This window comes from Hathewaya limosa, from assembly GCF_030815255.1.
GTDB classification, from domain to species: Bacteria; Bacillota; Clostridia; order Clostridiales; family Clostridiaceae; genus Hathewaya; species Hathewaya limosa.
In genome coordinates this window covers 79,587-105,764 of the sequence record NZ_JAUSWN010000005.1, presented here as the reverse complement: position 1 = coordinate 105,764, position 26,178 = coordinate 79,587, and the positions used below count along the sequence as shown (strand labels likewise).

Annotated in this window: 27 protein-coding genes; 4 read left to right on the top strand and 23 right to left on the bottom strand. The window is 27.4% G+C overall.

The genetic code is table 11. The features are described from left to right. Positions 1–162: 162 nt before the first annotated feature. The 12 genes from QOZ93_RS04315 to QOZ93_RS04260 form a co-directional block, all read right to left on the bottom strand. Positions 163–792, bottom strand: a complete 630-nt coding sequence (locus QOZ93_RS04315) for a DUF3267 domain-containing protein (protein WP_307355236.1) — start codon at positions 790–792, stop codon at positions 163–165. 224 nt (positions 793–1,016) lie between these two features. Further along, positions 1,017–1,877 (bottom strand): Nmad3 family putative nucleotide modification protein, encoded by an 861-nt coding sequence (locus tag QOZ93_RS04310; RefSeq protein ID WP_307355235.1) that lies wholly within the window; start codon positions 1,875–1,877, stop codon positions 1,017–1,019. 198 nt (positions 1,878–2,075) lie between these two features. After that, positions 2,076–2,282, bottom strand: coding sequence for a hypothetical protein (locus QOZ93_RS04305; RefSeq protein ID WP_307355234.1), 207 nt, complete (start codon positions 2,280–2,282; stop codon positions 2,076–2,078). Positions 2,283–2,361: 79 nt separating this feature from the next. Further along, positions 2,362–2,559 (bottom strand): recombinase family protein, encoded by a 198-nt coding sequence (locus tag QOZ93_RS04300; protein ID WP_307355259.1) that lies wholly within the window; start codon positions 2,557–2,559, stop codon positions 2,362–2,364. A 171-nt stretch (positions 2,560–2,730) separates the two neighbouring features. Then, entirely contained in the window at positions 2,731–4,452 is a 1,722-nt protein-coding gene (locus tag QOZ93_RS04295) for a recombinase family protein (RefSeq protein ID WP_307355233.1), read from the bottom strand. Positions 4,453–4,523: 71 nt separating this feature from the next. Next, complete coding sequence (locus QOZ93_RS04290) at positions 4,524–4,664, bottom strand: SHOCT domain-containing protein (RefSeq protein WP_307355232.1); 141 nt, start codon at positions 4,662–4,664, stop codon at positions 4,524–4,526. A gap of 74 nt (positions 4,665–4,738) precedes the next feature. Then, positions 4,739–7,045, bottom strand: a complete 2,307-nt coding sequence (locus QOZ93_RS04285) for an ATP-dependent DNA helicase (protein WP_307355231.1) — start codon at positions 7,043–7,045, stop codon at positions 4,739–4,741. Positions 7,046–7,585: 540 nt separating this feature from the next. Further along, positions 7,586–7,996 (bottom strand): sigma factor-like helix-turn-helix DNA-binding protein, encoded by a 411-nt coding sequence (locus QOZ93_RS04280; protein WP_307355230.1) that lies wholly within the window; start codon positions 7,994–7,996, stop codon positions 7,586–7,588. A gap of 250 nt (positions 7,997–8,246) precedes the next feature. After that, entirely contained in the window at positions 8,247–8,747 is a 501-nt protein-coding gene (locus tag QOZ93_RS04275) for a hypothetical protein (protein WP_307355229.1), read from the bottom strand. Positions 8,748–9,054: 307 nt separating this feature from the next. After that, on the bottom strand, positions 9,055–9,465 hold the full coding sequence (locus QOZ93_RS04270) for a sigma-70 RNA polymerase sigma factor region 4 domain-containing protein (protein ID WP_050607428.1): 411 nt from the start codon (positions 9,463–9,465) through the stop codon (positions 9,055–9,057). Positions 9,466–9,649: 184 nt separating this feature from the next. Continuing rightward, entirely contained in the window at positions 9,650–10,969 is a 1,320-nt protein-coding gene (locus QOZ93_RS04265; RefSeq protein WP_307355228.1) for a sensor domain-containing diguanylate cyclase, read from the bottom strand. Between the two features lie 235 nt (positions 10,970–11,204). Beyond that, on the bottom strand, positions 11,205–12,476 hold the full coding sequence (locus tag QOZ93_RS04260) for an RNA-guided endonuclease InsQ/TnpB family protein (RefSeq protein ID WP_307355227.1): 1,272 nt from the start codon (positions 12,474–12,476) through the stop codon (positions 11,205–11,207). 116 nt (positions 12,477–12,592) lie between these two features. On the opposite strand from QOZ93_RS04260, the gene QOZ93_RS04255 reads away from it, so the two are divergent. After that, positions 12,593–12,880, top strand: coding sequence for a hypothetical protein (locus QOZ93_RS04255; protein WP_307355226.1), 288 nt, complete (start codon positions 12,593–12,595; stop codon positions 12,878–12,880). Between the two features lie 585 nt (positions 12,881–13,465). On the opposite strand, the gene QOZ93_RS04250 is transcribed toward QOZ93_RS04255, so the two are convergent. The 3 genes from QOZ93_RS04250 to QOZ93_RS04240 all read right to left on the bottom strand — a co-directional run bounded on the left by QOZ93_RS04250 (position 13,466) and on the right by QOZ93_RS04240 (position 18,323). Further along, positions 13,466–14,779: a putative bifunctional diguanylate cyclase/phosphodiesterase gene (locus QOZ93_RS04250; protein WP_307355225.1), complete on the bottom strand. Its 1,314-nt coding sequence runs from the start codon at positions 14,777–14,779 to the stop codon at positions 13,466–13,468. Positions 14,780–14,853: 74 nt separating this feature from the next. After that, positions 14,854–16,539: a methyl-accepting chemotaxis protein gene (locus tag QOZ93_RS04245; RefSeq protein WP_307355224.1), complete on the bottom strand. Its 1,686-nt coding sequence runs from the start codon at positions 16,537–16,539 to the stop codon at positions 14,854–14,856. Positions 16,540–16,610: 71 nt separating this feature from the next. Continuing rightward, entirely contained in the window at positions 16,611–18,323 is a 1,713-nt protein-coding gene (locus QOZ93_RS04240; RefSeq protein ID WP_307355223.1) for a methyl-accepting chemotaxis protein, read from the bottom strand. Between the two features lie 519 nt (positions 18,324–18,842). Here QOZ93_RS04240 and QOZ93_RS04235 point away from each other — a divergent pair. Next, on the top strand, positions 18,843–19,442 hold the full coding sequence (locus tag QOZ93_RS04235) for a tyrosine-type recombinase/integrase (RefSeq protein WP_307355222.1): 600 nt from the start codon (positions 18,843–18,845) through the stop codon (positions 19,440–19,442). Between the two features lie 372 nt (positions 19,443–19,814). Here QOZ93_RS04235 and QOZ93_RS04230 read toward each other — a convergent pair whose 3' ends face one another. The 3 genes from QOZ93_RS04230 to QOZ93_RS04220 all read right to left on the bottom strand — a co-directional run bounded on the left by QOZ93_RS04230 (position 19,815) and on the right by QOZ93_RS04220 (position 21,308). Then, positions 19,815–19,952: a hypothetical protein gene (locus QOZ93_RS04230; RefSeq protein ID WP_307355221.1), complete on the bottom strand. Its 138-nt coding sequence runs from the start codon at positions 19,950–19,952 to the stop codon at positions 19,815–19,817. 468 nt (positions 19,953–20,420) lie between these two features. Then, positions 20,421–20,708 (bottom strand): putative quinol monooxygenase, encoded by a 288-nt coding sequence (locus QOZ93_RS04225; protein ID WP_307355220.1) that lies wholly within the window; start codon positions 20,706–20,708, stop codon positions 20,421–20,423. A gap of 81 nt (positions 20,709–20,789) precedes the next feature. Next, the gene (locus QOZ93_RS04220) at positions 20,790–21,308 is read right to left on the bottom strand and encodes a DJ-1/PfpI family protein (protein WP_307355219.1); all 519 of its coding nucleotides are present in this window, start codon (positions 21,306–21,308) and stop codon (positions 20,790–20,792) included. A 554-nt stretch (positions 21,309–21,862) separates the two neighbouring features. On the opposite strand from QOZ93_RS04220, the gene QOZ93_RS04215 reads away from it, so the two are divergent. Further along, on the top strand, positions 21,863–22,090 hold the full coding sequence (locus tag QOZ93_RS04215) for a hypothetical protein (RefSeq protein WP_307355218.1): 228 nt from the start codon (positions 21,863–21,865) through the stop codon (positions 22,088–22,090). Then, the gene (locus QOZ93_RS14065) at positions 22,009–22,215 is read left to right on the top strand and encodes an integrase core domain-containing protein (protein ID WP_422723866.1); all 207 of its coding nucleotides are present in this window, start codon (positions 22,009–22,011) and stop codon (positions 22,213–22,215) included. Before QOZ93_RS04215 ends, QOZ93_RS14065 begins: the two co-directional genes overlap by 82 nt. Positions 22,216–22,346: 131 nt before the next feature. Here the strand turns inward: QOZ93_RS14065 and QOZ93_RS04210 are convergent, their stop codons facing one another. The 5 genes from QOZ93_RS04210 to QOZ93_RS04190 all read right to left on the bottom strand — a co-directional run bounded on the left by QOZ93_RS04210 (position 22,347) and on the right by QOZ93_RS04190 (position 26,084). Then, on the bottom strand, positions 22,347–22,724 hold the full coding sequence (locus tag QOZ93_RS04210; RefSeq protein WP_307355217.1) for a winged helix-turn-helix transcriptional regulator: 378 nt from the start codon (positions 22,722–22,724) through the stop codon (positions 22,347–22,349). Between the two features lie 719 nt (positions 22,725–23,443). After that, the gene (locus QOZ93_RS04205; RefSeq protein WP_307355216.1) at positions 23,444–24,055 is read right to left on the bottom strand and encodes a helix-turn-helix domain-containing protein; all 612 of its coding nucleotides are present in this window, start codon (positions 24,053–24,055) and stop codon (positions 23,444–23,446) included. A gap of 18 nt (positions 24,056–24,073) precedes the next feature. Beyond that, positions 24,074–25,090: a hypothetical protein gene (locus QOZ93_RS04200; RefSeq protein WP_307355215.1), complete on the bottom strand. Its 1,017-nt coding sequence runs from the start codon at positions 25,088–25,090 to the stop codon at positions 24,074–24,076. Then, positions 25,065–25,229 carry a hypothetical protein gene (locus tag QOZ93_RS04195; protein WP_196247236.1) on the bottom strand — a complete coding sequence of 55 codons (165 nt, stop codon included), beginning with the start codon at positions 25,227–25,229 and terminating at the stop codon, positions 25,065–25,067. Before QOZ93_RS04195 ends, QOZ93_RS04200 begins: the two co-directional genes overlap by 26 nt. A 21-nt stretch (positions 25,230–25,250) precedes the next feature. Further along, positions 25,251–26,084 (bottom strand): C39 family peptidase, encoded by an 834-nt coding sequence (locus QOZ93_RS04190; RefSeq protein WP_307355213.1) that lies wholly within the window; start codon positions 26,082–26,084, stop codon positions 25,251–25,253. Positions 26,085–26,178: the final 94 nt, after the last annotated feature.

Below are 26,178 nucleotides of genomic sequence, written 5' to 3'. Positions count from 1 at the left end.
AGAATTAATATAACTTTGCTTTTTTACCCATAATATAAAAGATTTATACATTAAATTATGTTTCTACAGCCTTTAATAAATTAGAATTCATTGTTAGGTTAATTGTAATTAGTTAATAATACGTCTTAATTAAAACTAAAGATTATACTCATTTAGATTGAACTATTTTTCAAATGCAACACATCCTACTAAATAAGGATGATCGACTATTATCGCATTCTTTACCTTACGAATCAACCATAAAACATATACATCTCCACCGCCTGCTATAATATTGACTACCCCAAACATAGTACAAAAATAATTTCCTAATATTAATCCAATAATATATGGTAATAATCCTACAACAATAGTGGGCATTATACAACCCAAAACATATTTTTTAAATGCAAGACCTTCATTACAACAACAATAAGGTGAAAGTGTTGCCCAATCTACTCCAAATCCTATAGCTCTCCACTTTTTTTTACAAAAAACTGCCCACGTAATTCCATGAATTAATTCATGTACCACAACTCCTAGAAATACAATAAGCCAAAATACTATATCTAATCTCATATATCTATAATTTTCTCCATAAATTATTAAAAATAATAAATAAAAAATAACAGCAATTGGTCCTGTAGTTACTAACACCATGATATTTGCTCTTAAAGCACTTACATTTAACTGTTTTTCTTTATATCCTTGTTCAACCAACTCTTCACGGATTTTATTAAATTCTTCTAAACGTTTTATTTGCACACCGGTTAATTTTTTTTTATTCTTTGATATTTTACTTTCGTTTTTCATTATCCCCTTATTCTCCTAATTTACATTTATGTTTGATTATATACCTATTTTCTTCATATAATAATACAATTACGAATTAACTTAACCATAAATCACTATTTATTATGATGCTATATAAATAATTTACTATTATATTCCCGTATTTACAACTTCTTATTTTATAATTTTTTATACACTACATAAATAAAAATTTATATATTACTATTTTAAACTATATAATAGTTTTATTTAATCAACTTCTTAGCCCATTCTTCTACCTCTGAATTGCCACTTATCACAAACTCCTGTCCTCTTCCAACAGTCTGCAATAGACAATACTCATCTTTTAATTGCCAAATTGGCTTTCCTTTGGGACTAGTTAATTTTTCATGAAATGTCATTTTTGTATTAAACTGTGGATGAAAAAACCGAGGTAGTTTCCATAGTGATCTATTACTCTGCCCACCATAAGTTAACACTAATGATTCATCATAATTAAGCCAACCATAACCCGGCAATGTACTGTTAAAACTTAATTTTTCTCTAGCAATATACGCCGTATTTTTTTTCCTATTCCTATCATGATAATGAGGATGACTAAGTTTCCATTCCTCATAGTTTTCTTGTTTTGAAATACTCTCAATTTTACCTACTTGAAGGTATCCCCATATAACTTGTTTATCTGTTTTATTTACAAATGTATATTTGCCATTTATTTTCTTTACATATTTGAACCATCCAAAAAATAAAAACAAATCTCCTTCTTCAACCTTTTGATTTGCTAAATGCGATTGTGATGTACCACATTGCCCAAATATGCCTCTCCAGTCAGCATCACGATTTTTCTTAGTACTAGCATTTACATCTGGATCTAAATGTACATATCTCTTTTCAAAACCTTTAATACCTAATGAATCCATAACATCTGCATATGTATTTCCTTCTTTTAAATAAATATCACTGTAAGTTATCTCTGTATCAACAGAGTTTCCCCCTATGTCTTCTGGTATAGGTAACGATACATGATATTTTTCATCTATAAACAAAGGGCTTGGATATCCTCCTGCCTTAGAATCAAAGCCTTTTCTACTCAAAATTATTTTCATTATATTTTTCACCACCATAGACAAATATAATTCTACAATTTAATTGTACATATTTTTACATTATTTTAACATTAATTCAGTTCATCAAATTTATACATTATTCTACAAAATAAAAATCTACTACAGTAAGTATTTTACACCTACCATAGTAGTACCCTTTGCCTCTATTTCTTAAATTACAATATCTCCTTAACCAAACTACGTATAACCTTTACCTGCTTCATCTTCTTGACTTTCTAAAACCATATTTATATTTTTCATAAGCTTTTTAATAAAATCTTCTTTGTTGTTAATAATCTTATTTATGGATTTTACAAAAGCATTCTTTAACTTTTCTTCACTTACTGCTTTTATGTTACAATCCTTAACCCCGTTGTCTATATGATCTGATCTACACAAAGCCACACATACTTTTTATATTTCTCACATGTCCCCCATCTTTTTCTTCTAAACTTACTTTCACAGTTGCTACATATTATCTTTCCTAAAAGGCATATTTACTTGTATATCTGCTTTTAGTTTTTTGTGAGTATCCTACAAGATTTGCTCTTCTCTTTATTTCATCTTGAACCTTTTGAAATGTTTCTTTTAAAATGATTGCTGAATGACTATCTTCCACATAATACTGCTGAACCTCCCCTCTATTTTTTACTCTTTTATGTGTTAGAAAGTCTGTTGTTATGGTCTTTTGGAGAAGTGCATCTCCTGTATATTTTTGATAATGGCTATATATTCTTCTTGAAACTTTTGCTTATTATTCCTTTATAATCAAATTTTCATCTTTGTCCTTATTATATCCCAAAATTCTTTTAGTATTTTCCCTTGCTGATTCCTTCTAACTATGCCCCACCTACTATTTTAAGAAATATTTCTTGACTTGTCTTGTGTCGCATTCTCTATAGGAACATACTTCTTCGTCATTTTTATTTACATCTAATTCTAACACATGTTTACCTTTTAGTGAATGACTCATACCAGAATTAAATATGAATGTTATCATATATGGATCTTTATTTCCATCTTCATCGGTTCCACCTAAAATAATTTTATTAACTGCACTTTCAAAAACTATTCTATCAAATTCTTTAATTGGTTTATTACTATCAAATACTTTTCTAAAACTATTTATTCTTTTTTTAATATCAATGTTATTTTCATTAGAAGCATCTAAATCAACTTTTTCAGCCTTAAACTTTTCTAATGCGGTAGAAAGCTCTGTGAATTTAATTTCATAAGTAGCTTTATCAATTATTTCATCAATTCTCATATCCACTAACTTTTTCAGCTTATTTTCATAAGAAATTATTTCTTTTTCAACTCTTTTTAATTCTTTAGCTGTATTAGTGTTATTAAGAGTATTTTCTACAGTTTCCATGAATTCTGTAACTATATCTTTATTTTGTAGACAAAACATATTAAATGCTTCAATAAAAGCGTTCTCAATAATCTTCTCATTTATTCCTTTACTGTCCGGACAATACTTTTTACCTTTTTTAGTAGATACATAACAATGCCAGATAGTTTTTTCGTGAGTTGTACTACTGTGCCATCTACGTCTAGTAGCTATGCCACCGCAAAAGCCACATTCTATTTTACTGCTAAAAGCAAATTTTCTACTATACTTTTCTCCTCTTCCTTTGTTATTACTCTTTGCACTACGCTTTTCAAGTATTTTTTGAGCTTCATTAAATACTTCTTCTGATATTATAGGTTCATGATTAGAACTTATATAATACTTCTCTTCTTCCCCCATATTATCAAGTCTTCTTTTGGATATTGGGTCAACAGTAAAAGTCTTTCCTAATAATAAATCTCCTTTGTATTTTTCATTAGTTATAATTCTTCTAACTGAACTATCATTCCAATTAGTATTTCCTTTTTTAGTTTTATATTTTAATTGTGTAAGCTCTTTTGCAATAACAAAACATCCTACACCTTCAATATATCTTTTAAAAATATATCTGACTATTTTAGCTTCTTCTTTATTTACTGTTATTACTTTATTTACTGTATCATAATCATATCCTAAGCAGCCATTAAAACCTATAAGCTCTCCACGTTTCATTTTCATTTTTAGTCCCATTTTTACATTAGTTGAAATAGATTCACTTTCTTGTTGTGCTAGTGAACTTAAGATAGTTAATAACATTTCTCCATTCATTGTTAAAGTATTGATATTTTCTTTTTCAAATAAAATTGCAACGTTATAATCCTTCAATAATCTTACATATTTCAAAGTATCTAAAGTATTTCTAGCAAATCTTGAAATTGACTTGGTTATTATTAAATCAATCTTCCCATCTACTGCATCATTTATCATTCTTTGAAACTCTGCTCTCTTATCTGTTTTTGTGCCACTTATGCCTTCATCAGCATAAATATCAACAAGACTCCACTGTGGATTAGCTTCAACCATATTTCTATAATGCTCTACCTGAGAATTGTAACTGTTTAATTGTTCTTCTGAATCAGTACTTACTCTACAGTAAGCCCCAACTCTCAATCTATCTATTACTTTTGCATTACGTCTATCAATTCTGCCTGAGCTTGCTTTTATTACTTTAACATCCACCATTCAAATCGCTCCTCACAAAGTGTATTCCCACAGCTTATTAGTTTTAATTATATATCTGAATACACAATGAATCAAGCATTAATTGTCATAATATTATATTTTTTCATCAACTCCATTTTAATCGTGTTATATTCCTTATCTGTAATAAGTTTGAGCCCAAGCAATTGATTTAACATAGCTAACTGAACACTATATTTTATATTGTTATCCATTAAGAAATCTCCCCCTAACTTCTTTTTAATAACAAGCAAAAATAAGCAGCTACCTCTGTAACTGCTTTATATTGCTATAAAAAATATTCTTCTTTTTTAACTTTTCTGAAAAATCTTCCAACATCATGAATAGAATCTGTTACTCTATATTCTTTAAGAGCTTCAAGTAGTCTTTTTCGATACTTACCTTTCTTACTTATTCTAAAATCTAAAATAGCAATAAGCCCTGTGTCTGTTTCACATCTTATAAGTCTTCCCATACCTTGCTTTAGTTTAATAAGCATCTCTGGAAATATAATCTGCTCAATAAATTGGCTTAGCTCTTCATATTGTTTTTTCTTATAATCAAGAATTGGTGTCGGTGTTGGAAATGGCAGATTTACTATTATAAGTGATGAAAGAATATCCCCAGGGCAATCTACCCCTTCCCAAAAGGAGCCTGTAGCAAATAAAACTCCGTTTCTACTATTTTTAAATTTTTCTACTATGTTTTTTTCACTTTTATCCATTTTCATAACTGTATAATTTATTTTATGACGTGCTACTTCATATACTTTAGACATTAAAGAATATGAAGTAAATAGAATTACTGCATGTCCAAAAGTAGCTTCCACTATTTTTATTATTTCGTCTGCTAAGACTTTAATATATTCCTCACTTTGTTTATTGGGAAAAGGAATATTTTCACTGATATATAACAAGGTATTACTTCTATAATCAAAGGATGAATGTAAACTAATTTCCCCCAAATAATTTTTGCTTACCTTATCTATTCCAACTTTACTTTTATAATATTTAAAACCTCTGTCGTCAGATAATGTGGCTGAAGTCAATATTTTAGGAATACCATTTTTCCATAATATTTTATTGAGCTGCTCTTCTATGTCTATAGGTGTACCGCAAAGACTAATTAATTTCTTACTTTTAGGATTTTCAAGCCAACAAGTGATTTTATTTGTATTCATAAAAACTTTAATTTTTTTCTCAATTTCTTCAATCATAATTTCCAAACTTCTTCCTTTAGAAATATCTTCTTCACAATACCTTTTAATATTAATAATGTTTTTGTACATATTGTAAAGTATATTTTTTTCATACCTTTCTATTTCTATATTTATTTTTGACTCTTCTTCTCCTATCATATCTATATTTATTTTAGATATTAAACTATTAAAAAACTTATTTCTTAAAGTGCTTAGCTGTTGTAATTTTTCTTTAGCTTTTTTCAAATATGTCTTATTACCTTTTAAACTACTATTTAAAATGTTACTCATTACAGTTATATCCTCACTTCCAAAGCTTTCTCCAAGTATTTGAAGAGCTGCCTCAGGCAATTTATGAGCTTCGTCAATAACTGCTACAAAGTGTTCTGGAATAAGAGTTCTTTTACCTAATGATCGTTTAACTGAATCAGCCAAATAGTAGTTATGATTACATACTTGAAAATCATGTTTTGAGGATTTAAGATAATCCATGTACTTTATATACTTGCATTCATTAAAGTGGGGGCAAGAACTGCCACAACCTTTAGGAACATTAATCTTTTGAATAACATGATTCTTCAACCCCTTATATTTATCTAAGTCAATTCCATTATGTAGAATTCCAAGTTCATTTAACTTTATCAATAACTCTTTGTCCACAGCTTTTTCACTATTTCTTATATAATTTATTAATCTATTGTATCTATTAACACAAAGATAATGCTCCTTACCCTTTCTTAAAACTGCGCTTAAATTGTTCTTTATAATCTTATTCTTCTTTAAAATATTAGATAATATAGGTACATATGTTGTTACAATAGCTTTTTGCAATTCAATACTGGATGTTGAAATAACACAAGGAATTGCTATCTCTTTATTATTTAAAGCTGTATACAATCCTGATTTAATTCTTCTATGTCTTTCATAAAGAACATATACAATACTAGCCACTATATAAGCATAAGTCTTACCTATTCCTACTGCTGCTTCACAAATTTCAATATGATTCTTTTTAATACCTTTATACATTACTTTAGAAAGTTCTATTTGATTTTTTCTAACCTTAAACCCATTTTCAGCCATAAGCTTTGTAAAAATAAATTCAATCATGTCCTGTGGATCATCTTTAAGAGTCATTTCATAATAAGGTGTATTAATAAATTTTTCTATGAGCTTATTTCTTATACTATCTGAATACTCATTTTTGCTTCTTAAAATAGATACCATAACATTGCTTATACTAGAAATTACATAATAAGTATTGATATTTTTATTTTCTTTCATAATAAAAATATAGCTTTTATCAAAAGTAAAAAGATATTTATATATTCCCTTAATTCTATGATTTTCAATGTACTTTTTTAAATTAAATTCATCTACTATTTTTATATCATACATAATCTTCTCTCCTCATATTATATGTACAATACCTGACAGCACAAGAATACGGTGGATATTAAATATTCAAACTCCACCGCATAGTTTCTGCTGTCAAGCAAGTTGCTTAAACAGTAATTTTTTGTATCATATTTGTTCTCAACCTCCCTGATACAACTTAAGGGGATATATCAAGTTGTTTTTAGAAAAACATCATATAAGCTAACATGGCTATAAGTTCTCAAGCCAAATGAGCGTTATCCCATCATTCCTTGTGGGCTGCCCAATGCCGATAAGCGTTCAAGGCAGAAGTATCATTATTTATCCCTTTGCTTATCATCGCAATTAGTCTTTCCACAGACTATTTAAAGCCAGTTTTAATCGCTCGCATACATAATGTTCATGGCGCTCTGCTTCTGTTGCTTACCATTTCTAGTAGCAAAGGTAGTTCTCCTGATATACCGTATATTAAGTTTTCAAGGAGCTTTTGAAGCACTTATAAAAATGCCCTCACTATATAGCCTTGGAATAAGCTTAAATGTTACATTTTTAAAGAAATATTTATATATTTTTTTCAATCATTGATTTTAACTTTGCTAAAACTCTTATATGCCTTTGCCTCGCAGTAGTATTTTTAATTTGTAGCTTTATTGCTATTTCATTTAGAGAAAAACCATATCTGTACCTAAGTTCTAATAATTTAAAATCTGACTCATTTATTTTTTTTAAAACCTGTAACAATCTTTCATTGCTTATTAAATCTATAAAGTCAAATAAAGCTTCCATTTCTTTATTAAAGCTTGTACTATCTTTTTCACAAAAAATCCCTACTGGCACATTAAGATTTTCTAAATATTCAAGAGAAATATTATGTCTGTAATACCTCCTTTCATTGTTTTTTTCTTTCTTTAACTCTTCTTCAATAACCATCTCAATCTCTAAAAACTTTTCTTCTTTTTCTTCATTTAACACTATTAACTACTCCTTCCTTCTTAAACCCCAAAAAGAGCCGTACGAAAAATCGCACGACTCTTTTTGAGATTATTTATATTGAGTTTAGAAATTTATGGCATAAAAAAAGCCCTTCCATGCTTTAATTAGCATTTCAGGACTTTCAAGACTCCATAATATTCCTATTGTATATATGTTAACAGTATTAAAGTGTAGTGTCCGTACCAAGATAGTGCCTATTTAGTCTCAATATTTTAGAATTGAAATATTATTAAATCATATTAATAATTCTTGGTAATTCATATCCCCATAAAATTATTCCTAATAAATTAATAGCTTCTCTTTTCATTCTAAAATAAGTGCTCCTAGACATAGAAAATTGTTCTAATAAATTAGATTCTCCAGGTTTATTTACTGCCATAAATGAATGTTTTAATAATTCATAATAAATTTCTCCATTTGATGGATAGCTCTTCAAAATTTCCATAGCTCTATCAATAACCTTAACAATGGAATTACTATAAATTATATTTTTAAGACGTTCTTCTAACCTTGATTTATTTATATCTTCATCCAAAATATCTATAAATTCTTTTAATGATAAGGTTGTACATTGTGAACATTCTTCATAAATATCATCAAGCTCATTATTTATCTTCCATAATACTTTTGGATACATTTTTAATAAAATCTTTGTATTATGATAAAAGTGCTTTTTATTATCCTTAATCTCTGTTGGTATTTTTATTAAATCCTCTAATTTCTTAGTCATTTTATTCCTCCTTGCATTTTATTTTTATATAAAAACTGTCTTAAAATGAACTTTATACACAATATGTTGATTTTCAATATAATAATAATCAATATATTGTGTTTTCTTTCTGTTTTAAGACAGTTTATGTTATTTTTTTAACATTTTAAATGTTATATAAGTCTAGTAATGTTTCTTTTAGGTTATTGAAGCTACATAGTAATATTTTTCTATATTAAGTTTTCAAAGAACAATAAAACTAACTAAATTACCTGCTTATTATATAGCCACGCGAGAACAAAAAAAGGGACAAATATTTTAAAATTTTTTAAGTTTTATCTAAAAATTTTTTAAGCTTTGCTAAAGCTCTTATATGTATTTTTTTAGTTGCATCATATTTTATTCCTAATTTCAAAGAAATTTCGTATAGTGAAAATCCTAATCTATACTTAAGTTCAATAACTCTTATATCTAATTGTTTTAAAATTTTTAAGGCTTTTGCTAACTCTGGATTTTTAATTAAGTCAATAAAATCTAATGGCTCATCAAATTCCTTTTCATAGCCAAACCCACTTTTTAAATATTGGAATTCTACGGGTACATTTTGTTTTTGTAGATACTCAAGTGAAATGTTATGTCTGTAATATCTCCTATTATGATTTTTTTCCTTTCTTTCTTCTTCCTTCATGAACTCCATCACTTTTTCATAATTATTGTTTTCATTTATTTTTTCAGACATTTTTCTACTCCTTCCACAAAAATAAGGAAGCTCTATGGCTCCCCTCTAATAAATTCTTATTGTCTTTTATTTGTTGAAATATTGTCCATCCCTTATGCCTACCTTTTACCCAAAAAAGAAGAGCCACATAAAAACTATGTGACTCCATTAAATTATTTCTATTATTTATAATTGTTATTATTATCTATTTAAAGTCTTCTATCCATACACATGTACGGTTTCTTCCCTCTCTTTTAGCTTTGTACAATGCTTTATCTGCATAACTTATTAAATCTTCTATTGTTTCTTTAGTCGGAATAATACTAGCAACACCAATACTAACTGTTTGATATTTGCTAATTGGAGAGTATTCATTTTTTATTTTTAGCTTATTTATTTCTTTTGAAATTTCTGTAGCCACAGCTTCCGTTTCCGAAGCCTCTACCTCACTTAAGAGTACAATAAATTCATCTCCCCCATACCTTCCCACAATTCCCGAGTATTTATTTATTACTCTAGTTACACTTTCACCTACTTTTATCAAGACTTTATCCCCTGCAATATGTCCATAATTATCATTGTATTCTTTAAAATAATCCACATCTATGAATATTATAGCTAAATGTCCCTTCTGTTTCTTACTATTATCAAACTCATCTTTAAATTTCTCCATGAAACTTCCTCTATTTAATACATAAGTTAGCGAACATACTGACAGTTTTTCTACTTTCTTATTAACAGAGTAATTTTCGTTTCTTAGTTTAATTATTTCAATTATTGCAATTATAATAATGATAATGTTAATTATACTAATTCCAACCACACTAAACATGTTATTATTTAGTACTCTTAGATATCGTTTAAGATAAATATCAACTCCCATAACCCCTATAAACTTTCCACTAGTATCATAAAACGGAACATACGCCGTCAAATATTCTCCCCATTTATCTTTATTCAAAAAGTATGTTGGTTTTTTATTCTTATAAACCTTAGTATATTCATTATCAATGACAGTATATCTATCTTTTTTTGAATACTTTCCATCAGTCATATCCTTATTTCTTTCAATATCACTTATTACAGCATCTAGTAAATAAACAGCATTTAAGGGTGTTCCTTCTGGTTTATTATATAAATTTTCTTCGCCTTTCTCCACCGTATATCTTACTTGTGAATCAGGTATTGCAGATATAACATAAATATATTTTATATCTAAATATTTCATTAAATCTCTTGCTTTATTTTCAAATTTTAGATTTATATTATCTTTTATTAGTTGATTTAAATCTAAAGAAAGTAATCGGTTAATTTCCTTTTCATCTATAGTGATACATTTGGTCAAATCTTCTACAACAAGTATGGCTTTTTCACCTATATCTCTTTGAATAGCTGAAGAAATTTTAAAATAAGAAATTTCTATTGATATCACTACTAAAATCAAATATATAACAACCCTTAATTTAGTACTCTTTTTACATAATAAAGATTCCTTGCAACAGTTTCTTAATTTACTATGAAACATCCTATATACTTCTACCTACTTTCATTATATTAAAATCCTATCTTCTACTAATAAATGTGTTGTTTAATTAGTTTTATTCTTTTGAACCCTCCCCACCTCCCTACATTAAGGTTAGAGATTCTTTTTTATAAGGAAGTTTGTTATTATTGTAAACCTAAATAATTAGGAAACCTTATTCCTTTCAGCGTGTCCAAGTACGCCCTATACTGTAAGTATTTCTACTATCAGTTTACATTTAAGCTATTTTAATTCTTATTGGATTTAAGTATTCTTTGTAAATTAAATCAATATCGGTTGTATTGGTTTTTCTCATTATATTAAGAGAAGCATTAATATCTGCATTTAATATAACCCCTGTTGATGATTTATATTGCCCTCTTGATATTCTTTTACCACTAAAAATATAAACCTTTTTATCAAAAGCATTATAAATAGGCATACTGTCATTAGCTAAAAAATCAGCTTTTGACGTATAACTTTCTTCCTGTTCTATTAAGTTTATATTATATCTTTGACATTGATAATTTAGTTTTTCCCTTATAATACCTATTGGAATATTAACAAAGTTTTGATTATTAATCTTACCTAAATTAACTTTTCTTTGAATAGTAGGATTGTATCCAACAACAATAGTACCTATATTGTTACTTATACAATAATTTATAATAGTTTTTACAGTTTTATTTAGATAGTCATTAACTTTATTTTGCCTTTTACTCCATAGTTTTCTTTGAGTTTTAGTAGTCTTCTCAATCTTTTGCTTATCTTTTATACCTTGAACTCTTATATTTTCTTTATTAGCCCATTGATTTATTGATTTTAGTTTTTTACCATCAATTATAAAAGCCTTACCACTATTGGTAATGCAAGTGCATAAGTTATCTATACCTAAATCAATGGCAAGTATATTGCTTTTATCTAAATTTCCTTTGAATTCTTGAATTTCATAAATCCATTGAATTTCAAAGAACCTTGCATCATTACCTTTAGGTAGTATTCTAACCTCTTTAATCTTCTTGTCTTTTAAATTAGACGGTATATTAATCTCAACTTTTCCATATAATCTTTTGAAAGCAGGAGACATAGGTACAGTAAACCTATTTTTAGAAGTATTAAACTCACCAAATATTAAATTAAAGAATCCATTTTTGGGTATATACTTAGGTAATTTGATATCTTTATATTGGTATTCACCTTTTTTAGCCATTTGAATTAATGCAAAAAAAGACTTAAAGGTTCTATCAACAATTTTCATAATTTTTTGAGCTGAATTACTATTAAGCATTTGATAATTCTTATTGTACTTACAAAGCTGATAGTTGCTATTGTAACCTAAAAAACTTTTTTCAGTAAAATAATATTGTCTAACATTATATAAAGCTACGTTGTATATATTTTTAGTTAATACACATAATTCTCTAAGAACCTTATATTCATTAGCAGTTAAATGTTTAAGTTGCTGTTTTTGAATACCAAACAATACTTTTTTAGTAGGTTTTCTAGGCATATGTATTCCTCCTTTTTTAAGGATATTATTAGTGGCTTCCGGAATTCCGCAAGCGTTGCTTCGCCTAACTTTTTAGTCGTTAGTTTTTTATATTTTCCTCCACTATGAAATAATAAATGTTACCACACAAACTAATAGAATATAGAGAAAGAGAACAAAAATATTTTTATGATAATGCTTCATTAAATCTAGTAATTTTTCCATTTTTGAAAAAAGTATTTATTCATCTTAATCCTCGAAATCAAGCTAATAGTAAGATTGGAGATTTAGAGTATGATATTAAAGTTATCACTCTTTGCACTTTAACTAAAGATTCTTGTAAATCAGGAGGTTCTTGTAAAGGCAAAAACAGAAGCTTAAGATTTAAATTTACCTACCCAAAATCTCGTAAAGATAATCAATGAAAATGCTATCATACATGTTAAAATCCATCTGCTTATAAAAAAAGTGATCCATGACTTACGTTTATCCCCATAACGATTTTAGACTTTATCCAGGTGTTCAAATAAATTCTCCAGAATGGCATGAAAGTTATCCTATTTGTACGATGCCTATCTTCTTTTAAATTCAATCCATGTATCGAACATCTAAGATCAACTATGCATGCTGATTTATATCTAACTGCTATTTCTAAACTTATAAATGTTATACTGCTTTACGCCATAAATAATATTTAATATATTAGAAGTATAAATAACTTCTTAAAATAGCTGCTTAATTAATATATCCACAATTAAACATCAGTCCACATGCTACGCATGCCTTTTTATCAAAAGGCTTTTTGTCATGCTCTTTTTTTAGGTTTTTAAGTAAATTCTCAAAAGTTATCAACATTTTTAAATTTTCAATTCTGCGATCATCTATAAGGATATTACGCTATAAAAATGATAAAATCACTATTTTTTCTTTTATCTTAATATTTATATAAGAAAATTTACTTATCTAACGCTAAATAACAATTCATCACCCGCTTTATAAGATAGGTGTATTCATTTTAATTTAAGATAGAATGTTGAAGTAACTAGTTTTATAAAATCTTGTAATGGCATAGGCTTACCAAAAATAAATCCTTGAATTTTATTGCAATTAATATTAATCAAACAATCTAATTGTTCCTTATACTCTACACCCTCTGCTATGACTTCAATCCCTAATTCATGTGCAAGATTAATTATATGTTTGATAACAATAAACTCTTTGTCGAAATTTGAGATTTTATCTATAAATGATTTATCTATTTTTATTCCAGTTATCGGCAAGTTGCACAAGTAATTTAAAGATGAGTATTTCGTTCCAAAGTCATCAATTAAAATTCCAATTCCCATATTTCTTAATTCCTTAAGAATATGCAAGGTTTTATCTGTAGGGCTTACCAGTAGTCTTTCAGTCATCTCTATGTTAATAAATTTGCCATTTATTTTACTTTCTTTAAGTATGTTCTTTATAGAATCTAAAAATGAATCATCTGACAATTGTTTTTCCGATATATTTATAGACATCTTCAAATCATCATATACTAAGCTTTTGTATTTATTTATTTCATTACAAACTTCACTAAAAATAAATTTACCTATTTCCCTTATTGTCCCATTTTCCTCAACTGAATCAATAAAATTTATAGGTGTTAGTACTCCATATTTAGGGTGATTCCATCTTAAAAGCACTTCCGCTCCACATACCTTGTTTTTAGAAATATCTACTTGAGGCTGGTAGTATAAAATAAATTCCTCATTACTTATAGCATTCAAAACATCATTTTCTAGTTCCCATCTTCTATTATTGTTTTCATACATATCGGATGTGAAAAATCTGTAAATATCTTGCCCATCTTTTTGGGAGTAATCTAACGCTATTTCAGCATATTTAAAAATATCATCGAGGCTTTTAGAATCACGGGGATATTGAACTATCCCCATATTAAATAGAATTCTTATTCTTTCATTACCAATTTCAATAGGATCATTAAAGTCATTTATGATTCCTTTTAATAGATCTATAATATTTTTTCTAGACTTTTCATACAAAAGTATTAATAATGTATCTCCTCCGAATCTACAAATAATCCCCTTTTTTTTAATAAAATTATTTATCTTATCAAAAACATTTTCTAATATATAATCACCATATTCATACCCTAATACATAGTTATAGTGCTTAAGATTAGATATAGATGCGAGTATTACTGCCACGTCCTTTTTATCTGATAATTTTTCGTTAAATATCTTTTTAAAATTTTCAATAGAAAAGTCTATATTATAAAAATCCATTGATGAAAATTTCTTTTTAACTCCCTTGTACTCCATATACCCCTCCATTGCTTCAGCTCACTACATATAACTATATATTTAAATATATAATTATAAAAAACTGTATTTTTCTATACTTTGAATTTATCTGATTTTTGACTTAACTCATTTGCATTATTATCTAAATCTTTTATCATGTCATCTATTTCTGATATATTCCTATTGACCTCTGTTATTGAGGATGCTATTTCTTCTGTAGCTGCTGATATGCCTTGTGTTAAACTTAGTACTGAATTCATAGAGTTATTTACCATATCCTTTTTGTTATAAGTTTCTTCTATTTTATCAACATTGTTTTTTATATGTTTTGGAATCTCTTCTATAAATCTTATAACTTCTTTAAGGATACCTTGTGTTTCTTTTATAGTATTTCTTTGAATTTCTGAAGATTGTTTTGTTTTTATAACACTTTCTCCTGAATATTCAATTGCTTTTATAAGTTCATTTATATGTTCATTTATTTGAATTGTAGCCTCCTCTGTTTGTGATGACAAATCCTTTATTCCTTGAGCCACTACCGCAAAACCTCTTCCAGCTTCCCCTGCTCTCGATGCTTCAATAGACGCATTTAATGCCAATAAATTAATCTGTTTAGATATATTTTCTATGGTATTTATTATCTCTACTATTGTATTTGATTTTTCAGTTAATAAATTCATATTATTAGCAGTTTCTTCTGATAAATTAAAGTTTTCTGAACTTTTTTCTTCTAAATCTTTTAATATGTTTAGCACATTAGAGTTAAGTCTTCCTGCATTAACGCTTACTTCCATATCCCTTGTGGTATCCCCTGCCGCACAAGTAATTTCTTCTATTGCTTCTGTTATGTGATGAGATGCCTCAAGAGTGCTTTCACTAGCTTCATTTACATACTTAACCTTTTCATTTATTTTTTCTGAAACACTTTTAAGACTTACTATTATGGATTTTATTTCATCTAAGGTATTATTTAATATATTAGCCATATATCCTAATTCATCCTTTGAATTAACATCTGTTTTAGAACTTAAATCCCCATCACCTATTCTTTGCATTAATTCAATTAATTTATTTAATGGTTCAACTTTCTTGGATATTATAGATCTTATAAGAAATATGCTTAATAATAAAATAACCACAGTTACTATAAGTATATCGACAAATATAGATACTATGTTTCCATAAAAATCTTGATAATAACACCCTACATTTAAATACCAATCCCAAGGTTCATAATAAGCTACTACATTTACCTTATCTCTAGCTTTCTTTTCTCCGGGATTTTTCCATGAAAATGCTATTATACCCCCATTTTTAGGATTTTTCCCTTCATCAATAATAAGTTTAGTAACATTTTGGCCTTTATTATCAACTACCTTTGAAATATTCTCTCCTTCCTTAAAAGGATGCATCTTTTCATTTCCATTGCTATCTATAGCATACATATATGCTTCAATATCAAGCTCTAGTTTTTTATTTAATCCTCTAGTCTTACCATCACTGCTTTTCTTATTTAGCATTTTAGTTCTAAATACTTCCTGTGCTTCCTCTCTTGTTATCTTAGAATTTTCAACTTGAGTTTCTAGCATGTCCATCATTTCAATACCCATATTAATTCTATTTTTTAAAGCTTCTTCCCCTAATTTTGTTAACGTCTTTTTAGCCCCCATAAACGAAACAAAAGTAATCACTATAATTGAAATAAAAAACAAAATAAACATTCCTAGATATGACTTAAATAATCTTTTCTTTATTCTATCATTAGATTTTTTAACCATATTACTGCTCCTTTATTACTTTTTAATTCTGTTAATTTGCTTCTTTTCACCCTGTAAATAACTTCATAATTTTAAACTTTAAATCTTAGAACCATTTCATTAAGTTCCTGAGCAAGCTCTGCTTGATTTTGAGCTGTATGTGCTACTTGCTCCATAGCTTTAGTAGATTCATTAACACTTTCTTGTATTCCATTTGAATTTTCTGAAGATCTTTGAGCCATTTCTGCCATATTCTGAACTGCTTCACTAACTTGGTTTATGGTTGCTGAAATTTCTTCTGTCATAGAAGCTAATTCTTCTGACATATCATTTACAAAACTTCCATCATTCTGATATTGCTCCCCTATTTGTACAAAACCTTCAAACTGTGGAACTACTTTATCGCTCATAAAATTTAATAATCCACTACTATTTTTAGATAAATCTTGAAAAGCTCCCTGTACTCTCTCTATAGTAGATTTAACATTTTCTACAGTAATTGAAGACTGTTCTGCCAGTTTTCTTACTTCCTCTGCAACTACAGCAAAGCCTCTTCCCTGTTCTCCTGCTCTTGCTGCTTCTATAGCTGCATTAAGTGCTAATAAATTAGTTTGTTCTGCTATACTTGCAATGGTATCTGCCATAACTTTAATATCTTCAACAACTTTTCCCTGTTCAATATTCTTTAAAACTTCTTTTTCCATTTCAATATAAATCACTCTCGTGTTTTTAACTGCTGATTTACTATCCTGTTCAACCTTAGTTGCCCTATCCTTTATTTCAATGGCATTACTGCTTCCATCTACAGCTTTACTTGATAATACGGAAACACTAGAATCTACCTCCTGCATTGATGCTGAGACTTCTTCCGCTGTAGCACTGGTTTCTTGTACTCCAGAATTAATTTCTCTTGTTGAGGCATTTATATCTTCAAATTTTGAACTCATTTCCTCAACAGTTGCTGATAATTCCTCACTAGATGCACTTATCTCTTGAGCACTATCCATAACACTTTTTATTAAAGAACCTACGTTTTCTTGCGCCTTATTCAACGCTTCTCCTGTTTGTCCAAATTCATCAGCATTTCCTATTACTATCGGAGTTGAAAAGTCATAATTAGATAATCTTTCAGCTAAAGCTTTTATATTATTTAATGGTTTTGTTATAGCTCTTATTATTAATAATCCACCTGCAATTAATAATATAATTGAAAATACTATAATTCCAATACTTAATTTAAGTGAGTCATTAAATATATCTTTGTTAGTATTAATAGCTTCTTTAGCCCATTTTTTATTTTGTTCAACCATCTTGTCTAATACTTCCATCATGTCAGTTCTCTTTTTAGCAACTTCAGGTAATTTATTTGTCGCTTTACTTATATCTCCATCATTAATAAATTTCACATATTCTCCTCTAGCTACTCTATAAACTACCAATCTTTTTTCAAATTCATCCATTAATTTTTTATCTTCATCTTTGGTAATTGCTGTTTTATACACTTCAACTTCTTTATCATCTTCTGCTACAAGGTTTTTAATGTTTTCAGTCATTTCATTTAATTTATTACTATCTTTAATATACATCATTAATTCAGTTTCATGGTAAATGGTTAATAAATTCTTATTTATAGTATTAATTGATGTAATTCCAACTATATTGTCATTATATAACCCATTAGTTGACTTGTTGATTTTGCTCATATTCAATATGCCTACTGTACTAATAATAACCATTAAAAAGATAACTATAAAAAAACTTGTTACCAACTTGATGGATATTTTAAGATTTTTAAAAAAATTCATTTTTATCTCCTCCTAAATATGTACAAATGTATTTATCATATAAACTTTCTATTTTTTACCTTTAAAGGTTACACCTTTATTTGGTTACTTTAAGTAATTTTCTCAAAATTGATAATTTTCATTGCAAAATCGATAACATTCTTGGGATTTGAATTAATAGATAAAGTTTAATTTAGAAAAATAAAATGCAAATCTTAAGTTTTATTATTTAATTTCCTATGGATAATAGTTCCTTTATAGTTTGCTTTTTTATATTTACATTTGAATTAATAGCTTGTATTATTGATTAGGCAAAATAAATATTTTGTATAAAATTTATTCAATTCAGTATTATCTAAATTTGCTATTATTACATTTTGTTTCATTTTTCCCAATATATTATTTAGATTTAGGCAAAATAAACCATTATATGCTATTAAGTCGAATTTTTTTCATAAAAAGTTTGATTATTTTCTATCTTTTGGTATAATTAATTATACAAAATATTTATTTTGTACAATTATCCAAAGGAGAACAACTATGCAAAAAAATTCCGACAACAAAATGAAATATTTAACACAACAAGAAGCAACTAAATTTTTTAATGCAATTATGTCTTCTGATAGCTCTCATGCCGTTAGGGACTTAGCATTATTTAGGGTGGCTTATAGGTGTGGCTTAAGAGCCTCTGAAATTGCTCTTATAAAGCTAGATGATTACAATGAAAATAATGGAGCTCTTTACTGTAGAAGATTAAAAGGTAGTAATAACAATACCATAAGGCTTGATCCTAAAACTAAAAAAGCTCTTGATACATACATAAGTAGTTATAAAACATCCTGTAATTGTGAAATATTATTTAAAAGCCAAAAAAACAATCCTATTTCTAGGCAAACTTTGGATTATTTAATGAAAAAATATTGTAAAATAGCCAATATAAGCGATAAAAGTAAACATCACTTTCATGCCCTTAAACACACAACTGCTGTTCATTTAGCTGAATCGGAAATGGATATTAAAGAACTTCAATGGTGGCTTGGACATAAGTCTGTTTCTAATACTGAAATTTACTTCCAATTCACCACAAAACAACAAGAAAAAATGTATATGAAACTTGAACAAACAAGTGAAATGGTATAGATACATTCATATATGTTAATAATAATACAAGGTGTTTTAAAAACATACAAAACACCTTGTGTATTAGATGTAATCATAGTTTTAACCTATAATTCTAATGAAGGTTCTCCTATTTCATCTTTTGTAGTTATACATATCCTCTTTCTTAAATCCCCTTCAACACTTGCAATCTTTTCATTCTACTTTTTATATTATCTATTGGTTTTATTATCTATTTATGAATAATATTGTCACTAAAAAATTTAATAACCAACTTCTATTTTGTATATGTAATACTTATCATTTAAACATTTTCAAATGCAATATTAATTTCCATAGGTATGTCATCAAGTAAAACATTTATACATAAAATTTTATAATATTGGTCTTTGTTTAAAAATTGCCTCCATACATTAGTATCGGTGTGGAAATATTGTAATTTATTCCAATTTCAGTAAAGTTAGCACTTCCTTCATGAAAATAATAGCTAACAATGCCTTTGATATCTCCAACTAATCCTAACGTTAGCATTACACCTAAGATATTTATAGTCTTCTCTTTAATACTAATACCTTGCTTTTTAATCTACTTAAAACCAATCTGAGGCATTATATTTAAACAAGAATCTATAAGTGGATTTATGTGTTTCACATCCATTTAACGTCCTCCCTTCAAAACACTTAATTCTTCTTTATGTAACACACCTTTATAAAATATGCCTTATGTACTAATAATGAATATCAAAAAAACAACCATTATAAAACTACACTTTAATTTAATTATTTTCAATATTCTTTTCAAAAACGATGCTTTTTATTGTAAAATCGATACAATCATCTAGGAATTTCAGTTAATTTCATATAAAATTAGTTTATTAATTCATTAACTAGAAAATTAAAACTAATAGTCTTGAAGCCACTTAAATAATCAAGTGGCTTCATTGTTTTAAAATAATTCTATATTGTAAATTTTTGACTCTTAAAAATTAGAATAAGTTTCTTAAATTAATTTATTATATACATTTATTTCTATTTTCTTCGAAACAAGTGTTTCTAATATTGGAACAATTCTGATGAAATGTTTAGAATTTAAGTGTTCATCTAAAGCTTGTTTATTTTCCCATTCTTCAATTATTGCAAAAATTCTAGGGTTTTGATTATCTTGATATAATTCATACTTTATGTACCCACTATCTTTTCTTGACATTTCTACAAGTTGTTTGGACAATTCAATAAATTCATTAATTTTATTCTTTTGAACAAAAAAATTGGCAACTACTTTTATCATTGAATATTCCTACCTTTTTATAATTTAAACATAATAATAAAATTTAATTTTTATAATACCAATTTACTTTCTTATGATGTATTATACAAACAAACTCAGTAATGTATTTCCAAAATCTTTTGCACCTTCTGGTCCATTGCTTGTAATTATATTATTATGTTTCACAACATTTTGTTCTAAATAAGTTACGCCGTTTTCTTTTATCTTATTTTTCATAATATCAACAGGATAACAAGTTCCTGTACGTCCAGAAAGCAATCCAGTTTCAGAAACAGCAACGGATCCAGCACAAATACCAGCTACAATAATATTCTTTTCATGAGCATCTTTTAAATATTTAATTAGAATTTTATTGCCCCATAAATAATCAATTGTACCTGAACCACCTATAACTGCAACAATATCATATTCATTTACATCTACAGATGAAAAAACTAAAGTAGAGACAGCTTTACCATTGTAGTCACCAGTTATTTCACCAGTTATTGTGCTTGCTACAGTAACCTCTATTCCTGCATCTGTTAATATGTCCTTTGGTTGATTTAATTCATCCTCGTTGAAACGCTCCGGCGGGATAATAAATAACACTTTTTTCTTCATAAATTTTTCCTCCATTTATTAATTATTTAACTTACATAAAGTATTATATTATTATTATTTCATATAGTATAGAATGCACTTATTTGTAATATAGTTATTTTATAGTTACTTATGGACTGGGTGGAGTGTCTTAATTTAGACACAAAAAACTCGGATATCATATTGGATTGGCTACATTAGGTTAGGCAGATTACTCTTAAATCCTTAAGAATATTTGGCCAATTGCTTTTGAATTATATAGAATAAAAAACTGATTGTAGGTAACTTATGAGAGACATAAGTTATACAAAAGAATTAAAGGTATATATTATGCAAAGAACTTGATATCCTAAAGAATCAAAGGGTTATAAAACCTTAAGTTAAGCGAAACATTGCTGCTAACAGAATTATAACAAGTTCAAACCAATTGTTAGAAATGGATATAAAATATAGGTACATTGAAGGAGAAGATAAATTTTTCTATATGCTAAATATTATATATATCTTCGTAGATTATCATATAGGTTTTAATTGTGAAGTCAAGGATTCTAAGGAAAAGCCTAATTAGAAAGGATATGTTTGCAGAAGATTCTACAAGACCTGTTATAAGAACCGATAACTTGCCAGAATTTATAATCTATAAATTTAAAGAATGCTGTTGTGAAGAATTTAAATTACATCATGAAAGAATATCAGTAAAACCCCAAATAAAAATGCACATGTGGAATCTTGCCACAGAATACTTGAAGATGAATGTTTTAAAAGTAATGAATTTCAGAATTATAGAGAAGCATATGGTATAGTAAAGAATTTTATTAATTTTTATAATAATAGAAGATTACATTCATGTTTAAGATATATAACTCTAAATGAATTTTACCACCTTTATTCCCAAGAGTCGCTAACTAATATAGAAGTAAGTGTGTAATTTTAAGAAAAAACAAGAATTAATTATACATTATGAAAAATAAATGAGAGAATAGATAAATTTTAGTTTACACAAATATATCTACTGTCCCAAATAAAGTTAATTCCATTACAGCTTTTCTAGATTGAAATTTATATATCTTCAATTTCCTTTTTTATCTCATCCATTCTTTTTTTACCCCATTCATAAAGCATATCCACAATTGGTATTAAAGTCATTCCAAGTTCTGTTAGAGAATATTCTACTTTTGGTGGAACTTGTGGAAAAACTTTTCTATAAACTATTCCGTCTTCCTCTAATTCTCTCAATTGATTGCTCAACATTCTGTGAGATATCTTAGCAAAAAGTTTTTGTAATTCACTAAATCTATGTTTTCCTTCATGTCCTAAATGCCATAATATTACAACCTTCCATTTTCCACTAATTATTGATAATGTAAGTTCTTTTTCACAATTGAACTCACCATTTTGAATTTTCGATTTTATTTCTTTTCTTAAATTATCGGTCAATTTAATAACCTCCTCTTTAAATCAAGTTGAATTTTTCAATATTTTGATCTTTTGATGTAAACCCCAAAAATTACATAAGTAATATAATTTTATGTATTGAAATATAAGGTTTTATCATCCCATATTAACACCAATTCCTTGTAGATATTATAAAAATGGTGAAATTAAAGATGTTTTTAAGATAACTTATGAAGGGTTTCAAATCCTTATAGGTAATGTAGAAATCTTGTAGATAAAAAATGTATACCTAAAAATTCATTTTGATGTTGAAATATAAAAGTTTTTGTTTTTTTACTTTCTATCAAAAATTATAACATTTTTATATAAGTATTAAAATAGCTTAGTTTATAGAAAAGTCCTTTCCCAGGATTTTGCGCTGTTGAGGATGAACTTTTTATTTATAATATGGATTCTTGAAAGTCTTTTATATACCTATAGCCTATATTTTAAAGTTTATAAATTGTTCAACAATATGTTGAATTTTTACATAAAATTCAGTTATCTTATTTGTTTCTGAAAATATAAAATAATATCTTCAAGTTCTGCACAAGTTACAAAACATCATCGTATATATAAATTCTTATCAGAAATTCCTCCTAATATAGAATTATAGTAAATTTAGACATATCACTTTATATTTCACTATCTATTTATAAGATATCATATATATTAAGTTATACTTATTTTTCAATATCCTTATAAACCTTATATTATATAGTTCATGGAGGATACAAATTGTCCCCCACCCTATGACATAGTAAATTTAATGTTGGTATTCTTCTACTGTGCTTAATTTTTTTACCTACTTTATAAAAAATCATGGGACGAAATTTATTTTTATATATACAGTTTATCTTCTTCAAACAAGTAATAATTACTATATTTAATATGTCATTGTTTTCTTTCTCTAAATTATTTTCTACATCACTTTTTTCTTCTTTATAGTAATCAAAACTAACTGCTTCAATACCCTCTATGTCAGTTTTATTTTCTTCCTGATCTATCGCATTTTCCTCTTCAAAATCCTTATTATTATCATTAATTTTAACATTATCATTTTCAAAATCTATTTTCAGCTTATAAAGATTAGAACTTTGTCCACCATTATCCCTGTATCTTTCCTCCTTAATTAGGAATCCTTCTTTTATAAGAACCTTCATAGTTCTTTGTATTGTCCTTTCTGACACACCACAATCACTAGCTATGGTTTTTACAGAAGGAAAGCAAGTTCCTTCTGCATTAGCCCTATTTATAAGATAAAACATTACTTGTTTTGCTCTGCTTGGTAGCTTTGATTTGTATACTTTCTCAAGTATCTCACCTTTTTTCATTACAATTTCCTCCCCCAACTATATCTCAACAATATAATCTTTAACTATATCTCTATATATTTTTTCATTGCTTTTTCCATCAAATAAACTTGGAGAATATGTCCCAAAATAGATATTAGCTTTAACATTATCAAAGCTTTTTCTTATCTTTAAGTTATCTTCATTAGATATTGAAGATAAAAGAATATTATAGTTATCTTCCTGAATAAATTTAGTTGTCTCATAAGTATCTATAATCTCATAAGGTTTACTTCCACTACATAACACTTTAATATCACAGCTTTTAAATATTGCTGCACTCCCTTTATTTAAGTTTCCTAAATCAAAAACATTAAAGTTATATCCATTAGGAAATTGCTTGTTAGGATAATACTCAATTCCTCTGTACTTATAATAATTCTCCACTTTTAAAAATTCATAGTATGCTGCAATTTCTTTTAAATGCTCATTGCTATTAGCTTCTGTATAACTAACCTTAGCTCCTATCTCAAATAAAAATCTTGCTATATTAAAAGCAGTTGTAGTTGTACCAACTCTTGATGATACTCCTGCAACTGCTATTTTTATATTTTTATGCTTAAATACATATTGATTTTTAAAGGGTTCTTTTAAATATTGATTTATGTCATTTTGCTCTATCCACTCATCCTCTATCATTCCCTCATCACTTATACATTTTAAAATTTCATTTTTAATCTCTGGTATTTCTTTAGATATTACAATGTTATAAATCTTCTCTTCTATAAGCTTTGATATAATTTCATCCTGTCTATCCATTCCTTCTGCAAAAATAATAATTCTAGAATCATACATAGTTTTAAAAGCTATTATTGCCTCAATTATTTCATTTTCGGTATCCTTAAGAGCTTTTACATCAATGACAAAATATGCGTAATGACTGAGATTTCTCATATCATGAATTACAAATTTTTTTAAATAGAATTCCCCTGATAGCTTCTTTATAACCATACCTTTTTCTTTTGATAAAAAATCAAATATCTCTATATTTTCATTGCTTGAAAGATACAAAAGCACTGCTATCACTCCTTTCAATTTTATAATCTGATGGTATATCTATAGATTTTTGTTTAGGTTTATAAGTAAAGAGTAATATAAGTCCTACTATTACAATAGTTGCATATATAAATAATTCAATTAATAATTTCTTTTTCAAATTCTTCTACCTCCAATAATTTTATGTTTTACTAATAATCCAAAATGGGCCTCCTGCATCTGCTCCTTTATTTGCTTCATTTAAGATAATTGATAAGTCCCATTTCTCTTCACTTCTTCTCCTGCTTACAGGATCTGCTACTAAAATTTTTTTATCTACAGTTACCCCTCTAAGTACAATAAAATGCCCACACCTTGTAAAATGCCCTTTTGACATAATTGCAATTATAAGTTTTCCTTTAGAAAGCGCATCAACTATCCTTTGTGGCTCATTTGCTGTACATCCTTCTACTTTAAGTCCAAAGTGTTTTGCTCCATAAGGTATTAATGTATGATAAGATCCTACACCTTCGCAATAATACCCATTTTCATAAGCCCATTTACTCATTTGAACTGGATCTACTTTCTTGTTTGTAAAACTTGAAACTACTATAGAAAGTGAAGTTGGCCCACATGCACTTCTTCCTATAGTTCCAGTTTTCCCATAAGACTTGTCTTTCCATCTTGCATCAGCTTGATTATAATAAACTACTTCTGTAGAACTATCTTTGAAGGATATCCCTGAAAAATCCAAACCACTACTTTCTAAATAACTGTTGTCATTTGGATTTATCAGCTGTTCATATCCATATTGACTTCTAAGGTTTTTTACTTGATTTAACTCATTTCCAAGAAAAATGCCACTTAACATTTCAATAGGGTTAGTGAGGATATAAACTATAAAAGCCAAAATTAAAAGCACCGAAATAATCGGTGCCATCGAAATAAAAATTATTCTGTTTCTAGTTTCATCATCTTTTGTAGCTTGGATTGCTATTTTAGCAATGGTGGCTGCTGATTTTGGATCTAATGCCATGGTATCGTGCCCCCTTATTTTATTTTGCGTAAAAAAATGGCATCTGGTTTTTGGGCAGATGCTTGTACAAATGTTACATTATATGGATAATGGG

Coding starts and splice junctions, on each gene's coding strand:
- QOZ93_RS04315 (WP_307355236.1), bottom strand. CDS start 792: ATGAAAAACGAAAGTAAAATATCAAAGAATAAAAAAAAATTAACCGGT.
- QOZ93_RS04310 (WP_307355235.1), bottom strand. CDS start 1,877: ATGAAAATAATTTTGAGTAGAAAAGGCTTTGATTCTAAGGCAGGAGGA.
- QOZ93_RS04295 (WP_307355233.1), bottom strand. CDS start 4,452: ATGGTGGATGTTAAAGTAATAAAAGCAAGCTCAGGCAGAATTGATAGA.
- QOZ93_RS04290 (WP_307355232.1), bottom strand. CDS start 4,664: ATGGATAACAATATAAAATATAGTGTTCAGTTAGCTATGTTAAATCAA.
- QOZ93_RS04285 (WP_307355231.1), bottom strand. CDS start 7,045: ATGTATGATATAAAAATAGTAGATGAATTTAATTTAAAAAAGTACATT.
- QOZ93_RS04275 (WP_307355229.1), bottom strand. CDS start 8,747: ATGACTAAGAAATTAGAGGATTTAATAAAAATACCAACAGAGATTAAG.
- QOZ93_RS04270 (WP_050607428.1), bottom strand. CDS start 9,465: ATGTCTGAAAAAATAAATGAAAACAATAATTATGAAAAAGTGATGGAG.
- QOZ93_RS04265 (WP_307355228.1), bottom strand. CDS start 10,969: ATGTTTCATAGTAAATTAAGAAACTGTTGCAAGGAATCTTTATTATGT.
- QOZ93_RS04260 (WP_307355227.1), bottom strand. CDS start 12,476: ATGCCTAGAAAACCTACTAAAAAAGTATTGTTTGGTATTCAAAAACAG.
- QOZ93_RS04255 (WP_307355226.1), top strand. CDS start 12,593: ATGTTACCACACAAACTAATAGAATATAGAGAAAGAGAACAAAAATAT.
- QOZ93_RS04250 (WP_307355225.1), bottom strand. CDS start 14,779: ATGGAGTACAAGGGAGTTAAAAAGAAATTTTCATCAATGGATTTTTAT.
- QOZ93_RS04245 (WP_307355224.1), bottom strand. CDS start 16,539: ATGGTTAAAAAATCTAATGATAGAATAAAGAAAAGATTATTTAAGTCA.
- QOZ93_RS04240 (WP_307355223.1), bottom strand. CDS start 18,323: ATGAATTTTTTTAAAAATCTTAAAATATCCATCAAGTTGGTAACAAGT.
- QOZ93_RS04235 (WP_307355222.1), top strand. CDS start 18,843: ATGCAAAAAAATTCCGACAACAAAATGAAATATTTAACACAACAAGAA.
- QOZ93_RS04230 (WP_307355221.1), bottom strand. CDS start 19,952: ATGCTAACGTTAGGATTAGTTGGAGATATCAAAGGCATTGTTAGCTAT.
- QOZ93_RS04225 (WP_307355220.1), bottom strand. CDS start 20,708: ATGATAAAAGTAGTTGCCAATTTTTTTGTTCAAAAGAATAAAATTAAT.
- QOZ93_RS04220 (WP_307355219.1), bottom strand. CDS start 21,308: ATGAAGAAAAAAGTGTTATTTATTATCCCGCCGGAGCGTTTCAACGAG.
- QOZ93_RS04215 (WP_307355218.1), top strand. CDS start 21,863: ATGTTTGCAGAAGATTCTACAAGACCTGTTATAAGAACCGATAACTTG.
- QOZ93_RS04205 (WP_307355216.1), bottom strand. CDS start 24,055: ATGAAAAAAGGTGAGATACTTGAGAAAGTATACAAATCAAAGCTACCA.
- QOZ93_RS04190 (WP_307355213.1), bottom strand. CDS start 26,084: ATGGCATTAGATCCAAAATCAGCAGCCACCATTGCTAAAATAGCAATC.